At 40.9% G+C, this 16,325-nt stretch carries 17 protein-coding genes; all 17 read left to right on the top strand.

Going from position 1 to position 16,325, the window contains the following annotated elements; translation table 11 throughout:
• Positions 1 to 45: 45 nt before the first annotated feature.
• From ACZQK9_RS02350 to lspA, 17 genes are read left to right on the top strand one after another with little or no spacing between them, the layout of a single operon-like run.
• Positions 46 to 1,338, top strand: a complete 1,293-nt coding sequence (locus ACZQK9_RS02350; protein WP_483269481.1) for a methionine gamma-lyase family protein — start codon at positions 46 to 48, stop codon at positions 1,336 to 1,338.
• Between the two features lie 47 nt (positions 1,339 to 1,385).
• On the top strand, positions 1,386 to 2,075 hold the full coding sequence (gene radC / locus ACZQK9_RS02345) for a RadC family protein (protein ID WP_483269480.1): 690 nt from the start codon (positions 1,386 to 1,388) through the stop codon (positions 2,073 to 2,075).
• Positions 2,072 to 2,926 carry a rod shape-determining protein MreC gene (gene mreC / locus ACZQK9_RS02340; protein ID WP_483269479.1) on the top strand — a complete coding sequence of 285 codons (855 nt, stop codon included), beginning with the start codon at positions 2,072 to 2,074 and terminating at the stop codon, positions 2,924 to 2,926. The genes radC and mreC overlap by 4 nt, the downstream gene beginning before the upstream one ends.
• Positions 2,927 to 2,952: 26 nt before the next feature.
• Complete coding sequence (gene mreD, locus ACZQK9_RS02335; RefSeq protein WP_253292174.1) at positions 2,953 to 3,459, top strand: rod shape-determining protein MreD; 507 nt, start codon at positions 2,953 to 2,955, stop codon at positions 3,457 to 3,459.
• Between the two features lie 3 nt (positions 3,460 to 3,462).
• Positions 3,463 to 6,303, top strand: coding sequence for a penicillin-binding transpeptidase domain-containing protein (locus tag ACZQK9_RS02330; protein ID WP_483269478.1), 2,841 nt, complete (start codon positions 3,463 to 3,465; stop codon positions 6,301 to 6,303).
• 17 nt (positions 6,304 to 6,320) lie between these two features.
• Positions 6,321 to 6,803, top strand: coding sequence for a septum site-determining protein MinC (locus ACZQK9_RS02325; protein WP_483269477.1), 483 nt, complete (start codon positions 6,321 to 6,323; stop codon positions 6,801 to 6,803).
• Between the two features lie 15 nt (positions 6,804 to 6,818).
• Positions 6,819 to 7,628: a septum site-determining protein MinD gene (minD, locus tag ACZQK9_RS02320; protein WP_216507109.1), complete on the top strand. Its 810-nt coding sequence runs from the start codon at positions 6,819 to 6,821 to the stop codon at positions 7,626 to 7,628.
• Positions 7,597 to 8,715: an FtsW/RodA/SpoVE family cell cycle protein gene (locus ACZQK9_RS02315; RefSeq protein WP_483269476.1), complete on the top strand. Its 1,119-nt coding sequence runs from the start codon at positions 7,597 to 7,599 to the stop codon at positions 8,713 to 8,715. Before minD ends, ACZQK9_RS02315 begins: the two co-directional genes overlap by 32 nt.
• A gap of 34 nt (positions 8,716 to 8,749) precedes the next feature.
• Positions 8,750 to 9,148, top strand: a complete 399-nt coding sequence (locus ACZQK9_RS02310; protein ID WP_178017268.1) for a methylglyoxal synthase — start codon at positions 8,750 to 8,752, stop codon at positions 9,146 to 9,148.
• Positions 9,149 to 9,155: 7 nt separating this feature from the next.
• The gene (locus ACZQK9_RS02305) at positions 9,156 to 10,145 is read left to right on the top strand and encodes a D-alanyl-D-alanine carboxypeptidase family protein (RefSeq protein ID WP_483269475.1); all 990 of its coding nucleotides are present in this window, start codon (positions 9,156 to 9,158) and stop codon (positions 10,143 to 10,145) included.
• 12 nt (positions 10,146 to 10,157) lie between these two features.
• A complete protein-coding gene (locus ACZQK9_RS02300) occupies positions 10,158 to 10,577 on the top strand; it encodes a twitching motility protein PilT (RefSeq protein WP_216507106.1) in 420 nt (139 codons plus the stop codon).
• Between the two features lie 23 nt (positions 10,578 to 10,600).
• On the top strand, positions 10,601 to 11,980 hold the full coding sequence (locus ACZQK9_RS02295; protein WP_216507105.1) for a biotin/lipoyl attachment domain-containing protein: 1,380 nt from the start codon (positions 10,601 to 10,603) through the stop codon (positions 11,978 to 11,980).
• A gap of 28 nt (positions 11,981 to 12,008) precedes the next feature.
• Positions 12,009 to 12,701, top strand: coding sequence for a YggS family pyridoxal phosphate-dependent enzyme (locus ACZQK9_RS02290; protein ID WP_216507104.1), 693 nt, complete (start codon positions 12,009 to 12,011; stop codon positions 12,699 to 12,701).
• A gap of 17 nt (positions 12,702 to 12,718) precedes the next feature.
• Positions 12,719 to 13,348, top strand: coding sequence for a cell division protein SepF (locus ACZQK9_RS02285; RefSeq protein WP_178017263.1), 630 nt, complete (start codon positions 12,719 to 12,721; stop codon positions 13,346 to 13,348).
• Positions 13,349 to 13,369: 21 nt separating this feature from the next.
• Entirely contained in the window at positions 13,370 to 14,587 is a 1,218-nt protein-coding gene (locus tag ACZQK9_RS02280) for a DivIVA domain-containing protein (protein ID WP_178017262.1), read from the top strand.
• Positions 14,588 to 14,623: 36 nt separating this feature from the next.
• Complete coding sequence (aroB, locus tag ACZQK9_RS02275; protein ID WP_178017261.1) at positions 14,624 to 15,727, top strand: 3-dehydroquinate synthase; 1,104 nt, start codon at positions 14,624 to 14,626, stop codon at positions 15,725 to 15,727.
• A complete protein-coding gene (gene lspA / locus ACZQK9_RS02270) occupies positions 15,717 to 16,319 on the top strand; it encodes a signal peptidase II (RefSeq protein ID WP_483269474.1) in 603 nt (200 codons plus the stop codon). The genes aroB and lspA overlap by 11 nt, the downstream gene beginning before the upstream one ends.
• Positions 16,320 to 16,325 lie beyond the last annotated feature (6 nt).

Here is a 16,325-nt window from a genome sequence, read left to right as displayed (position 1 = left end):
AGATAGATAGTTATCAATTGCAATGCTCAATTACAGGAGAATATTATGAGTGCAACCAATGAAATTAAAAACTATTATTTAAGTCTTGGAATCAAAGAATCTGTCTATGATTTCTGTGAGGCAACCGAACAGACATTACTTTCACGTTTTCAGGAGATTGACCGTATCGCGGAGCAAAACCAGATCAAGGTAATCTCTGCTATGCAGAAAGCCGGATTTTCCGAATCCCATTTGAACGGCACAACCGGCTATGGCTACAACGACCGTGGAAGAGAAGCCGTCGAAGAAATCTACGCCCATGTATTTCACACGGAGGATGCATTGGTACGCCAGCAGATTACCTGCGGTACCCACGCGCTTTCCATCGCCCTGTCCGCAAATTTACGTCCGGGCGATGAGATCTTATCACCGGTAGGAAAAGTGTATGATACTTTAGAAGGAGTTATCGGTATCCGCGAATCCAAGGGCTCACTGGCAGAATTCGGCATTACGTTCCGCAAAGTTGACTTATTACCCGATGGCAGCTTTGATTATGACAACATCCGGAAGAATCTCAACGAAAAGACAAAACTGATTGAGATTCAGCGTTCTAAGGGGTATGATGTACGTCCAACCCTTTCAGTAGAACAGATTGGTGAGTTAATCGCATTTGTAAAATCTGTCAAACCGGATGTTATCTGCATGGTCGATAACTGTTACGGTGAATTCGTAGAAACAATTGAGCCATCCGATGTCGGTGCCGACATGGTGGTTGGTTCCCTGATCAAAAATCCAGGTGGTGGACTTGCACCAATCGGTGGTTATATCTGTGGCAAGAAAGAATATATCGAAAACTGTGCTTACCGTCTTACAACACCGGGACTTGGAAAGGAAGTTGGTGCATCTTTGAATGCAACCCGCCCGATCGCACAGGGACTGTTTCTGGCACCAACCGTAACCGCAGCCGCATTAAAAGGCGCAATCTTTGCAGCCAATGTCTATGAACGCCTGCATTTCAAATCGATTCCAAATGCCACGGAGCCACGTTATGATATTATACAGGCAGTGGAATTTGGGAAACCGGAATTTATCCAGGCATTCTGCGAGGGAATCCAGGCTGCTGCCCCTGTTGACAGCTTTGTAACTCCCATTCCTTGGGATATGCCGGGGTACGACAGTCAGGTTATCATGGCTGCCGGTGCATTTGTATCCGGCGCATCCATTGAGCTTTCTGCCGATGCACCGATGAAAGAACCATATGCGGTATATTTTCAGGGCGGACTTACTTATCCACATGCAAAGTTTGGTATTATGATGTCGCTTGAAAAAATGGTAGAAAAAGGACTTGTAGTATGTTAGACTAGGCGGTGATAAGCCTTGCACCCGGAGAGGTGGAAGGAGCACTTATGCATATATTAGTCAAAGATTTAGCCGTCTGTGAACGACCTTATGAAAAGGCTGAACGGTACGGTGTTTCCGCACTTTCAGATGCGGAGCTTTTATCCCTGATCATGCGGACCGGCACAAAACAGGCCAGCGTGCTGGATCTGGCAAATCAGGTATTAAATGCACACGATACGCAAAAAGGGTTACTGGGGTTGCAATTTTTACTGCCACAGGAACTTATGAAAATCCCCGGTGTTGGGAAGATCAAAGCCATTCAGCTTCTTGCACTGGCTGAGATATCCAAGCGGATGAATCTCGAACAATTGCAAAAAAAGCTGGAATTTCATACTCCTGACACAATTGGAGCGTATTATAGGGAGAAGTGCAGATTTTTATCCGTTGAAAAAACTTTTTTATTGTTACTTACAAATGCGCATACTTTAATCAAGGAAGTGGAGTTATCCTCTGGTACAGTCAATCAGACTTACCTGTCACCGCGTGAGATATTTATTCACGCGCTGCGTTATGAAGCAGTGCATCTTGTGCTTGTACATAACCACCCATCCGGTCGTGTTACACCAAGTGAGGCTGACATTCAATCCACTTTACGGATTCGCGAAGCCGGCAAACTGCTTGGCATTCAGGTATCCGACCACATCATTGTTGCAGGAGATAGCTATTTGAGTATGCTGGAAAGAGGCATTTTATGAGATTTGATCGAAGAAAAGATATCCATCCAAAATATCTGTTGCTGACTTTTACAATCATTGGTATTGTTCTGATTCTTGTATCTTATGCTGCCGCGCCGAAAATTGCAGGCATCAAACAGTTTACAAGCAAGCTGATCACGCCAATTCAGAAAGGAATCAACGAAATTGGTCTGTGGACCGATTCCAAGATGAAAAATCTAAATGAAATCAAAACACTGACCGACGAGAATGCTGCATTACAGGCGGAACTCGCATCATGTAAACAGGAGATCACAAACTATCAGAATAAAATGCTAGAGTTACAGGAATTACGAGAGCTGTATGCTCTGGATGAATCGTATCCTGATTATGAAATGACAGCAGCACATGTATTTGCAAAAGATTCTACTTCTTGGTTTTCTACCTTTTATATTGACAAAGGGAGCAAACAGGGACTATTTAAAGGAGCCAATGTACTGTGTGGGGATGGTGTTGCAGGAATTATAACTGAATGCTTCGATGACTATGCCAAGGTACGTGCCGTCATCGATGATAATTCCAACATCAGTGCCAAAGTTATGCCAGCCAATGCTCTATGTACCGTAGAAGGAGACTTAAATCTCTATGATAAGGGTTATCTGCTTGTTGAAAACATTGACAAAGATGCAAACGTCTCAATCGGAGACAAGGTTGTTACTTCCCCGATTTCAGACCTGTACCATTCCGGTCTGATTATAGGATATGTTGCAAAAACTTCCTATGATACAAACAACCTGACAATGACCGCCTATATTACACCCGCGGTTGATTTCTCCAATATCACAGATGTACTTGTCATTACAGCCGAAAAAAAGACCGTCTCACACGAATAAACAAATCGTAAGGAAAGTGTCGTGTTATGAAACATAAAATGAAACGTATTATTACATTGGCAATTTTGATCATCATCAATTTTGTTTTACAATCAACTGTATTTGGATTTCATAGTTTAAGTGTAATCACACCCAACCTTCTTCTGATTCTCACGATGTCCTTTGGACTCATGCGGGGCAGAAAAGAAGGTTTATTTGTCGGTGCATGCAGTGGTCTGCTGGTTGATATATTTTTTTCCAGTGTATTAGGTCCTTACATGCTCCTGTATATGTTTATCGGTTATATCAACGGATTCTTCCACAAAAACTACATGATTGAAGATGTATTACTTCCTTTGATCGTAATTATTGTGGATGATTTTCTGTTTAATACAATTATTTATATTATTCGTTTTTTATTAAGAAACAAGACTAATTATGGCATATATCTTCTGCATGTGATTCTGCCGGAGATGTTATGTACCGCATTGTTGACGGTTATTATTTACAAACTTTATGTTGTGATTAACAAACGCCTGAAAGAAGATGAGTAATCTATGTTACGAGAAATATTACAATCAATTAAAGAAATTATTGTCGATTATGTTAAAAGCCGTCTGTTCCCGGTTACAGTCGTTGTGCTTGTGCTTTTCTCAATTCTGGTTCACCAGCTTTTCGTGCTTCAGATCAAAGAAGGAGAGGAGCATATGGAGAATTTCGTCTATAAATCAAAAAAGACTTTGACGATTGATTCGGTGCGTGGAAATATCAACGACTGCAACGGAAACCTGCTCGCATACAATGAGCTTTCATACTCCGTTGTTTTCAGTAATGATAATGCTCAGACGACGATGGCAAAAAATCTGAATATCAGTGAAAACGAGCTGAAAAATCAGATTGTCGATGAGACAATTTCCATATTGGAGAAAAACGGCGACTCTCTGACATTGGATTTTCCGATCAAGCTTGATGCAAATGGCAATTTTCAGTTTACGGTCAAGGATCAGCAGCTAAAAAAATTTCTGAAAGATGTCTATGCAAAAACGGATTATGATTCTATGTCCGACGAACAGAAAAATGCAACTGCGGATGATATCATGGAATATCTGAACACCAAAGTCTTTGACGTCGCAGATTCTTATAGCAAAGAAGCAGATTTAAAGATCGTTGGTGTACGTTACAAGCTGTGGATGAATCGTTACCAGCAGTATGTTCCGGTTACTATTGCCTATGACATCAGCGAGACAAGCAATGCCGCTATCACCGAGCATGCAGATGAGCTCCCGGGCATGTCTGTCTCTGTCAAATCACTTCGCCGCTATAACGATGCCAAATATTTTGCGCATGTAATCGGTTATATTGGGGCAATCTCTGACGAGGAAATGAAAGAAAAAAATGCAGACCTTCCTGCGGAAGATCAGTATACAAACGAAGAAATGATCGGTAAGACCGGTATTGAGCAATATTGCGAATCCTATTTACGCGGAACAAATGGCTCCGAAACAATGTATGTGGATAATCTTGGTAAAGTAATTGATACCGTAGAATCAAAACCTGCAACCGCGGGAAATGATGTCTATCTGACACTGGATCTGAATTTACAGAAATACTGCTACGATACACTGGAGGATGAGATTACTTCCATTATATTAACCTATCTGACACCTGCCTACAATGTTGTTGCAGAAGAGAACGCAAGCATTGCAATTACCGATGTATATTTTGGATTGTTCAATAATAACGTCCTATCCCAGGACGATATGCGTGCAGAGGATGCAACCGATACTGAAAAAGCAACGATTCAGACAATTGATGCACAGACACAGTCAACCATTGATACGATTGATACGATTCTGACATCCTCATTTACACCGCTTTCGGAACTGGATGAGAATTATCAACATTACATGGAATATATTTGTGAATTTTTAAGCGACAACAATATCTTCCATACATCCATGATTGACAAAGAGGATCAGGAGTTTATTGATTACACAAACAATGCGACTTCATTGGAACATTATTTAAAATACGCAATCAGTCAGGAAGCAATTGATCTTTCTGCCCTGAAGGTAGAAAGCGATTATTATGATAATGACGAGATTTATAACGCATTATGCGATTTTATTATTGAATATTTAAGCAAGGACAGTGAATTCGACAAACTCGTAATCAAAGATATGTTACAATCCGGAATGATAACCGGAGATGCTGTTATACAGCTGTTGTACGATCAGGGGATTTTGAATGTAGACGGTGATACAGAATATCAGGAATATCTTGCCGGAAATTATAGTGCTTATGATTTCATGCGAAAAAAGATTGAAAACCAAAGTATAACACCCGCTATGCTTGCGCTCGACATCTGTTCCGGATCCGTCATCGTTACAGATGTTAATACCGGAGATGTCAAAGCCTATGTCAGCTATCCCAGCTATGATAACAACTATCTGACAAACGAAGTAGACACTGCATATTACAACAAACTGTTAGCGGATAAAACAACACCGTTATACAACCGCGCCAGCCAGCAACGAACAGCCCCTGGTTCCACATATAAGCCACTTGCAGCAATTGCAGGCCTTACCGAAGGTGTTATTGATACAGGTTCCATCTACTATTGTAATGGCCTTTTTGAGAAGATTACTCCTTCGCCAAAATGTTGGGGAAACAGTGCTCATGGCGGTTTGAATGTCGTTGGTGGTATTCAGCATTCCTGCAACCTGTTCTTTTACAATCTTGGATATGACCTGGCAATGAAAGATGGCACTTATAACGATGCTTATGGCGTAGAGCGTCTCAAAAAGTACTCTGAACTGTTCGGACTGGGAGACACCTCCGGTGTAGAGCTCCCAGAAATCGAACCCCATATATCTGATAATGATGCCGTTCGTAGTGCAATCGGTCAGGCTAAAAACACATATGCACCTGTACAGTTATCCCGCTATGTAACAACTATTGCAAACAGCGGAACCTGTTACAATCTTACATTGATTGATAAAGTAACCGACTATGAGGGGAATACGATCTTAGATAATCATGCAGAAGTGAAGAATGAAGTGAAACTTGCCAGTTCAACCTGGGACGCTGTCCATCAGGGTATGCGCAACGTAGTTGCATATTCTGCTGGCTCCGGAGAACTGATCAACCGCATTAATGTACACGTTGCTGGTAAGACTGGAACCGCACAGGAAAGTGAAGTAAAACCAGACCATGCATTATTTATTTCCTATGCACCATATGAGAGTCCGGAAGTATCGGTCACCTGTGTTATTCAAAATGGTTATTCCTCTGCCAATGCAAGAGAATTAGCTGGATTTATTTACGCATATATGTATGATCCAGATAAATTGGTCGGTGCCGAGATGAGTGGCAGCGCAACACCGTCCCAAGATTAATCAAAGAGAGGTGGAGTATGATTAGTCCCGTTATGATGAAAGGTAACAAAGCGGGAATTCGACTGATTATATCGCCGGATGCAACAATCAGCCAGGTGGTTACCTGTCTGGCAGACAAGCTTCAAACAACCGGAAGATATTACTCGAACATCAAACCGATTAGCGTTACCTTTGAAGGAAAAAATCTGACAGAGGACGAAAAACAGCAAATCATCGATACACTCAGCGAAAAAGGAATATGCATCGGGCGAATGCATCGTCCGACGGAACATTCAAAAAAGAAAACCATTCACTCCGATAAAAATGGTCTATTTTATATAGGCAGCTTAAAGAACGGGCAATCCATCCAGGCAGCCGCCAGCATTGTGATTGTCGGAGATGTAGAATCAGGTGCCAGTGTAGAATCTGAAGGAAATATTATCATCATCGGTGCATTACATGGTGTTGCAATATCCGGATACAAGGGAAAACCTGATACATTCGTATATAGCCTGAAATAGACTGGAGGATTTATCATGAGCGAAGTGATTGTTGTTACATCAGGGAAAGGCGGAGTTGGAAAGACTACAACGACCGCAAATATCGGATATGCCCTTGCAAAACACGGATTTGAAGTACTGTTGATTGATACCGATATCGGACTTCGGAATCTGGATGTTGTCATGGGGCTTGAAAATCGAATCGTCTATAATCTGGTGGATGTTGTAGAAGGAAATTGCCGCCATCAGCAGGCAATCATCCGTGACAAACAGTGTGATACACTTTCCCTGCTTCCGGCAGCCCAGACACGTGACAAAAGTGCAGTCTCACCGGAGCAGATGGTCAAGCTCATCAACCAACTCAAACCAGATTATGATTACATAATTATTGATTGTCCGGCAGGCATTGAACAGGGGTTCAAAAACGCGATTGCAGCAGCAAAACGTGCCATTGTTGTGACCACCCCGGAGGTTTCCGCCATACGGGATGCAGACCGGATCATCGGAATCTTAAATGCAAACGAAATTCCCCGGATCGATCTTGTCGTAAATCGTATACGACAAGATATGGTCAAACGCGGGGAGATGATGTCTGTAGATGATGTCGTAGAGATTCTTGGAATAAACCATATCGGAAGCGTCTATGACGACGAAAATATTGTCATTGCTAGTAATCGCGGAACACCGATTGCAACAAAAAACTGTGTTGCCGGACGTGCCTATGATCAGATTGCGATGCGCATTTGCGGACAGGACCTCGCAAAAGAAGAAAAAAGAAGCCGCTTGTTCGGCTGGTTAAAGAAGAAGGATAAAGATGTTCACAAGATTCAGTCTCAAAGACTATAATTTCAAATTACTGATCACTGTTATTGTTGCCATGATCTGCGGTGTTGTTATGATTAACAGTGCCGATAGTTCTTTTACCTTAAAACAGTGTATCGGTGTTGTATTAGGCATTATTATTATGGTTGTTGTTTCTTTCATCAACTATGATTTTATATGCCGATTTTACCGTGTATTTTTCATTATAAACGCCGTCATATTGCTTTTGGTCATATTTTTTGGTGTAGAAGTCAATTATGCAAAACGATGGATCATGATCGGTGGAAGCGGGGGTATCCAGTTCCAACCATCTGAGTTTTCCAAGATCCTTATGATCTTATTTACAGCAACCTTTCTGGATAAAATGAAAGAAGATAAGCAGATCAACACATTCAAAGGACTTTGTCTGTTTGTACTCCTGATTGGATTATCACTGGCACTTATCGCGGTAGAACCGGATTTGTCCACGACGCTGTGTCTGGCTATGGTTCTTGTTACAATGTTATATCTGTCAGGATTAAGCTATAAAATCATCGGAATCGCATTGCTTGTATTTATTCCGCTTGCAGGCAGCTTCCTATGGTATATCCAGCGTCCGAACCAGCATTTATTGCGCGATTACCAGGTAAACCGTATCCTGCAGTTTATCTACCCTGGACAATATGGCTCCGATTATACACAGCAGAATAATTCTGTTATGGCAATCGGCTCCGGACAGCTTACCGGAAAAGGATTAAATACATCAACAATCGCAACCGTTAAGGATGCCAATTTCATTTCAGAGCAACAGACAGATTTCATCTTTTCTGTCATCGGAGAAGAACTTGGTTTTGTTGGAAGTGTAATAATTATTGCAATTTTACTGTTAATAGTGTTACAATGTATACATGTAGCCAGAAATGCAAAAGACACGAAAGGGATGCTGATTGCTGCCGGAATGGGATGTTTGATCGCATATCAAACCTTTATCAATGTTGGTGTTGCAACCGGCGTTATACCAAACACAGGACTTCCACTTCCATTTATCAGCTATGGACTTAGTTCCCTGCTCAGTATCTCGATTGGAATCGGAGTTGTTCTCAATGTCAGTATGCAAAAAACAAGCTACTAGAGAAGACTATAATGTTACTTAAGGAGAACCGTACATGAACATCGGTTTAATCGCACATGATGCGAAAAAAAAATTAATGCAGAATTTCTGTATCGCTTATCGGGGGATAATGTCTCATCATGAGCTCTATGCAACCGGAACAACCGGACGTATGATTGAAGAGGTTACCAATCTTACTGTCCACAAGTTTCTTGCCGGTCATACCGGAGGAGAGCAGCAGCTTGGCGCCATGATTGAAAGTAATGACTTGGATATGATGATTTTTTTACGTGATCCACAGACGAAAAAAAGTCATGATGTCGATATTAACAATATTTTTTCCTTATGCGATATCCACAACATTCCACTTGCAACCAATCTTGCGACAGCAGAATTATTGATCAAAGCATTGGATCATGGTGATTTGGACTGGAGAGAATTATTTAAGCACTAATGAAGCTATGCAAAGTAAATATTTAACGAGAAATTTAATACTATTTGTAATCCTGACATTGTTTATCTCCATTGTCTGTATTGTGAACAACCATGTAAAAGCTGCGTATCCGGATGCGGATTCCGTGACTTATATTGTGGATGATCTGGTTCACCAGTCGGACAATGTGGATTTCCAACAGAAAGATACGATTGTATATCGGGATGACAGTACACAGTCTGATTTGTTTCCGGACAATTATTATGTACTTTTTATTAACGAAACTGATCAATCCGTACTTGCCGCTAAGAATGTACATCAGCGAATGTATCCGGCGAGTATGACCAAAATGATGACTGCCATCGTAGTTGCAGATGCAGTTGAAGCAGGTTCCATTTCTCTGGATGATATGGTTACGATCACACAAAATTATGATCTGACAGCCGAGGACGTTGCTCCAAGCCAACTTCATCGCGGATACAGCATTTCTGTAAAAGATCTGTTATATGGTCTGATGCTGGAATCTAACAACTATTACGCCTTGTATCTCGCAGAATATGTTGCAGGGGATGTACAAAGCTTCTGTGATCGTATGAATGAAAAGGCAATGCAGCTTGGTGCAACCAATACGCATTTCATGAACCCGCATGGTTTGGACAATCCAAATCATTATTCTACGGCTTATGACATGTACCTGATTATAAAAGAAGTCCATAGCCATCAGATTCTTCGTGATATTGATGGTTTTGACACATATACATACACATTTTATGATTCAAACGGATCGGCTATTGATACAGAGAGCACCGCAACGAATTTATTCGTTACCGGTGATGCCTCTTTACCTGCTCCTTTTCAACTGGAATCCTGGAAGACAGGAACAACAGATGGAGCTGGTAACTGTCTGGCCATGTATTTGAAAAAAGATGGGAAAGATTATGTTGTCGTTGCCTCAGCAGGCAATTCCAAAGCGGACTTATATGATTCAATTATACGTTTATTATGTTTAACAGACTAAGGAGGACATGTCATGCTGGAATTAATTATTGGAGCAAAAGGAAACGGAAAGACCAGAAAAATGGTGGAAAGAGCGAACAACGAAAGCAAACGTACAAGCGGTTCTATCATTTACATTGATAAGAGTAACAAACATATGTATGAACTTTCGAACATAATCCGGCTCGTAAATCTGCACGAATATGATATTCAATCCCCAGATGCTTTTATGGGCTTTATTCAGGGACTGATTTCTTCCAACCATAATCTAACCCATATCTTTTTGGACAACTTCATGATGATGTGCAATATTGAAGCAGATGCACTTGGTGCTGCCCTCAAAGAAATTGACAGGATTTCAGAGAAGTACAATGTTACATTTGTGATCAGCACGGCAGTTGAAGAATCCATGCTTCCAGCAGAATATGCAGAAAATGTAGTCTGTAAACTCTAAAATACAAACAGACAGGTGAGGATATGAAACAGCCAAACCATATCATACAACTGAATAAAGAGATACGTGCAAACGCTGCAACTATAGTTATTGCAGCTGTTTTGCTGTATGTCGTTATCAGTGTCATAACATCACTCAGCAAAGAATCCGTCACGATCTACCAGGTCAGCAAGGGAGATGTCAGCAATGACATTACCTTACAGGGACTTGCCATTCGCGACGAAGTGATTGTCAACACACAAAGTTCCGGATACATCTGTTATTATATTACAGATGGAGAAAAGGTAAAAAAGAATTCCACGGTGTGTACCATTGATGAAACAGGAGATATCTACAATACCGACAATCATTCCGATGACAATTACAATTCTCTTCTGACGAGCAACGACTATGCAAACATTCGTTCCCTGATATCTTCCTATAAGTTATCCTACAGCGATGTTACATTTTATAATGCTTATAGCTTTGAAACCAGTGCGAACAACAAAGTCTTTGAGTTAACAAATGAGGTTCTGATGCAGCAGGCTGGTACTTCTGGTTACAGCCTTTCGTCCATCAATGCTCCCGACAGTGGTTTGGTGACCTATTATATTGACGGCTATGAGGGCTATCAGATATCTGAAAATATCAAAGCATCTGATTTTGACAAAGCCGGATATGAAAAAAAGGCGATGAAATCCGGGGATTATGCGGACGCGGGGACTCCAATTGTAAAGATTATTCCATCGGAACAATGGAATATTGTTGCCCCGATCTCACAGGATCAGCTGGCAGAATTAGACGGACAATCCTATGTCAAGTTCCGTATCAATAATTCCAACTTCACAATTACGATGCCGTTTACAATTGTTGAAGGCTCTGACGGATCCTATATCAACATTGCAATTGATAAATATATGTCCAATTATTTATCTGAACGCTTTGTCACAATAGAATTAATACAATCGGATGAAACCGGACTGAAGATTCCTAATTCCGCACTTATAGAAAAGCAGGTATACCGGATTCCACTTAGTTATCTGTCCGCAGGAAGCAATCAAAATAATGAAAACCGGCTGAATCTACAGAGAACAGACGATAACGGCAACAAGACGATTCAACAGATGCAGCCAAAAATCTATAAGACAGATGACAAATATGCTTATATTGACCCGGAAGGGTTTGAAGACTCTGATATATTGGTCAACATTACTTCCAACGCAACGATTGCTGCCTCCCTATTGGAATATTATCCTTTAACCGGCGTGTATTTTGCAAATCAAGGTATTGCAGAATTCCGACAGGTAACTGTTATTAAAACAATCGATGAATTTGTTCTGATTAAAAGTGGCGAAGAGCTGAAAGCTTACGATAATATCGTGCTGGATGCACAGAGTGTCACAGAGAATCAGCTTATATATTAATAATCATTAAGAAAGGTCTTGATTACAAATGCTATACGAGAATTATGAGCAAGTAGTAGAGAATGTAAAAAAAGCATGTGAGCGTTCCGGACGTAATTTTCAGGATGTTACAATTATTGCCGTCAGCAAAACAAAACCATTGTCCGATGTGGAGGAACTGTTATCACACGGAGTCATGGAATTTGGTGAAAATAAAGTACAGGAAATGGTCGACAAATACGAGCATGTATCCAAACCGGTTCACTGGCACTTAATCGGTCACCTTCAGACAAATAAAGTGAAATACATTGTTGATAAAGCATGTATGATTCACAGTGTGGACTCTGTACATCTTGCAAAAGAAATTGAAAAGGAAGCCGCCAAAAAAGACGTTATTGTAAACGTGCTTCTTGAAATAAATATCGCACAGGAAGAAACAAAATTTGGTATCCGCGAGGATGAAGTTTACTCCCTGATTGACGCAATCAAGGACATGCCACATATTCGCGTCAAAGGACTGATGACAATCGCTCCGTTTGTGGAAAATCCAGAAGAAAATCGCGGTTATTTCCGTGAAATGCACCAATTATCGCTTGACATAAAATCCAAATGCATTGATAATATTGATATGAACGTTTTATCAATGGGTATGACCAATGATTATGAAATCGCCGTCGAGGAGGGCGCGACTATGATTCGTGTCGGAACTGCCATTTTCGGTGCGCGAAATTATAATATTTAATTAAGGAGAATAAGGTTATGGCAAAGGATGCAGGTAAAAAGAGTTTTCTTGATTTTTTCAAAGTCAAAAATATAGATGATGATGAAGATGAATTTGAAGATGATCTGTTTGACGATGATGATTATGACGACGATGACGATGATGATTACGAAGATGTAAAGCCATCCAGAACAGCTAAGGCAAAATCATCTTTTGGAAAGTCTAACGGACGTTCTGTCTCTACTTCCAAATATGAAGCAGCAACGCAGCAATCCGCATCTTCCCATCGTAGTACAGCCAGCAGTTCTTCAAGCGGAAAACTGGTTGATTTCAAAGATTCGCAGAGACAATCATATAGCCGGAGTGCTGATTTCCGAAATCGAAGCGAAGTATTTGTTATTAAGCCTCAGGAAACCGATGAAGCACAGTCTGTCATTGATTTTCTGCGTGCAAACAAAACAATTGTAATAAATATTGAGGGATTGGATGTCGCAGTCGCACAGCGTATCATCGATTATGTTGGTGGTGCCTGCTATGCAATGGGAGGCTCTTTGAATGTGGTATCCTCCAACATATTTATTGCAACACCACAGGATATCGAAGTATCCGGGGATTTGAGAGAGGAACTGGTTGGTCAGGATGCCCTGACACCATACGTACAATACTAAACGAATAGGGGGGTTGAAAAGTTGCTTACACCAGTTGATATTCAACAGAAGAAATTCCATGTCGGATTGGGTTACGACAAGAAAGATGTAAACACATTTTTTGACAGTGTTTCAGAAAGCTATGAATCCTTGTATCGTTCAAATGCGGAGTTAAAAGAGAAGGTCTCCATATTAAACGATACATTACAGAATTATCGTTCCAAAGAATCACATCTTGAAAAGAGCTTGAAACGTGCTGAAAAAGATACAGTAGAGACAATCTCTAATGCAACAAAAGAAGCAAAGGAGATTATTCGAGATGCCAAAATTCAGGCAAAAAACATTGTATCTGATGCAGAAATACGTTTGGATCGTCTGGAAGATGAGATTGCATTATTAGAAGCCAAATACACCGCTTATAAATCTAATTTCTGTTCCTTACTCAAAAAACAATTTGAGTTTTTGGGCGAGCAGGATTTTGATCCATCCTCTATGATTGATGATCGTGCATGGACACTTATGGGTGGCGAGGAAAAACAGGCTTCTGCCTCTGCAGGTGACGGGTTTGGTGCCTACACCGGAGATCCTCAGTTGCGGGATGAATCTACATTGGGTAACTTTAATGGTGCATTTGGCAGTGGTGATACAACCAGCACAAGTGCTGTCTATACACAATCATTAAGTGCAGGACAGAATTTTGTTGATCCGTTTAAGCCAAAGGATCAGAAGGATTATAATCCATTTGATGCAAAGGAAAAAGGTTCAGAAGAGAAAAAATCATCTTTGAAGGTTGCAAATTCTGCGGAAGATCGAAAGAAAATGAAACGCGCAACCGTAGGAAGCTCTGAGGCTGCCGCGGCTGTTCAGAAAGCAAAGGAAGCCGCTGCTCAGGCTGCCAAAGCACCAAAGCCGGATTCAGAATCAAAACATGCACCGGAGCCAAAGCGTGAAGCACGTCCAGAGCCAGAACGCACTCCTAAACCAGAAGCAAAGCCAGAGCCAACACCGGAACCTGCTTCTACACCAGAGAGAAAACCAGAACCGGAAGTAAAACCGGAGCCTGCTCCAAAGGAGACAGATATTGATGAGATTCCTACGATTTCTCATTCATCAGAGTCCAACGATGATGTAGATTCAGAAGAACATGCAGAAAGTATCGAAGGCGAAGTAGAATCAAAAAAGAACACCGGACCTGCATTGATCGGAGAAGGTGAAGATGAAGATACCGAAACCGATGATGATGGTTTTGAATTTATTTAATCGAATATTTATATACCTACAGAAAGAAGAGTTACCATGAAGAATTTAACTGTCCATCTTGATGATAAGCCAATCTATGACATTGTATACGAAGAAAGCTTTGATGCGCTTCCTCATATGGTAAGGGAACTTGGCTACAGTAACCGTAAGATCTGTGTGGTATCCGAAAGTCATGTAGCATCCTTATATATGGATGCTATATTGCTTTCTATCAAAGATGCCTGCACATATACAACATCCTTTGTATTTCCGGAAGGAGAGGAAAGTAAAAACTTAAATATAGTAAGAGATCTGTACACTCACCTGATCAAAGAGAAATTTGATCGAAACGATGTACTGATTGCCCTCGGTGGCGGTGTGGTCGGCGATTTGACCGGATATGCGGCAGCCACCTATCTGCGTGGTATCGACTTTATCCAGATTCCAACCAGCCTGTTGTCACAGGTGGATTCCAGCATCGGAGGAAAAACCGGTGTAGATTTCGATTCCTACAAGAACATGGTTGGTGCCTTTCATATGCCCAAACTGGTGTATATGAACCTGTCTGTGTTAAAGACATTATCAAACCGCCAGTTTTGTTCAGGTATGGGAGAAATCATCAAGCATGGCCTAATCAAGAATGCCAATTATTTTACATGGCTGAAGGAAAACGAAGCGCAGATTGCATCGCTTGACCTTCCTACCATCGGAGAAATGATCTATGAAAGCAACGTCGTAAAGAAAAATGTTGTTGAAAATGATCCGACTGAGAAGGGGGAACGTGCGCTGTTAAATTTTGGACACACCCTGGGACATGCCATTGAAAAATATATGAATTTTGAATTTCTGCATGGCGAATGTGTACTGATCGGATGTGCACTTGCCAGTATCATTTCCTACAAAAAGGGGAATATTACACAGGCAGAGCTGCGGGATATCCTACACAGCATGAAACCATACCATGTGCCAAAATTGCCAGCCGATGCAGATTTTGATACAATCGTATCCTATACAAAAAACGACAAAAAAGCTGTTGGCGGCAAGATCAAATTTATCTTGTTAGAGACTATCGGACACGCCTATATCGATATGGATGTAAGTGAAGAGGATATGCTTCTGGCACTCAAAGAATTACAGGAAAGATATCAGGATGAATACTAAACATAAAATTAAAATCTATATTATGCCGATCCTTTGTATCGGTTTACTTGTTGCACTCGACCAGATCACGAAATTCATCGTGCGCACCTCCTTTGCATTATATGAATCGCACCCGCTGATCAAAAATGTATTTCATTTGACATATATTCAGAATACCGGTATCGCATGGGGGATGTTCAAAAACGGCAGAACAATATTTCTGATTCTGACCGTTCTTGTATTGCTTGTCTGCGCATGCTTCTATGCAAAGATTCCGCAGAACAAGCGCTTCACACCGATTCGTGTCTGCCTTGTATTCCTTGTATCCGGTGCGATTGGAAATATGATTGACCGCATTTCCTTACGTTATGTGGTGGATTTTTTTGATTTCCGTTTGATCAATTTTCCGATTTTTAATGTCGCGGATATCTATGTGACAGTCAGCATGATCGTGTTGATTTTACTGTGTGCATTTTACTATCATGAACATGAGATTGATGCATTATTCTCAAAATCAGAGCGGAAAACAATGAGTCAGAAACAGGAAACCGGAAATGATACCGCGATAGAAGCAGACTTCAATTCTAAAGAATCAAAAACGAACAAAGATTAAGATATT

It is taken from the genome of Wujia sp., from assembly GCF_056872695.1.
This window is presented reverse-complemented; position numbering and strand designations above follow the sequence as displayed.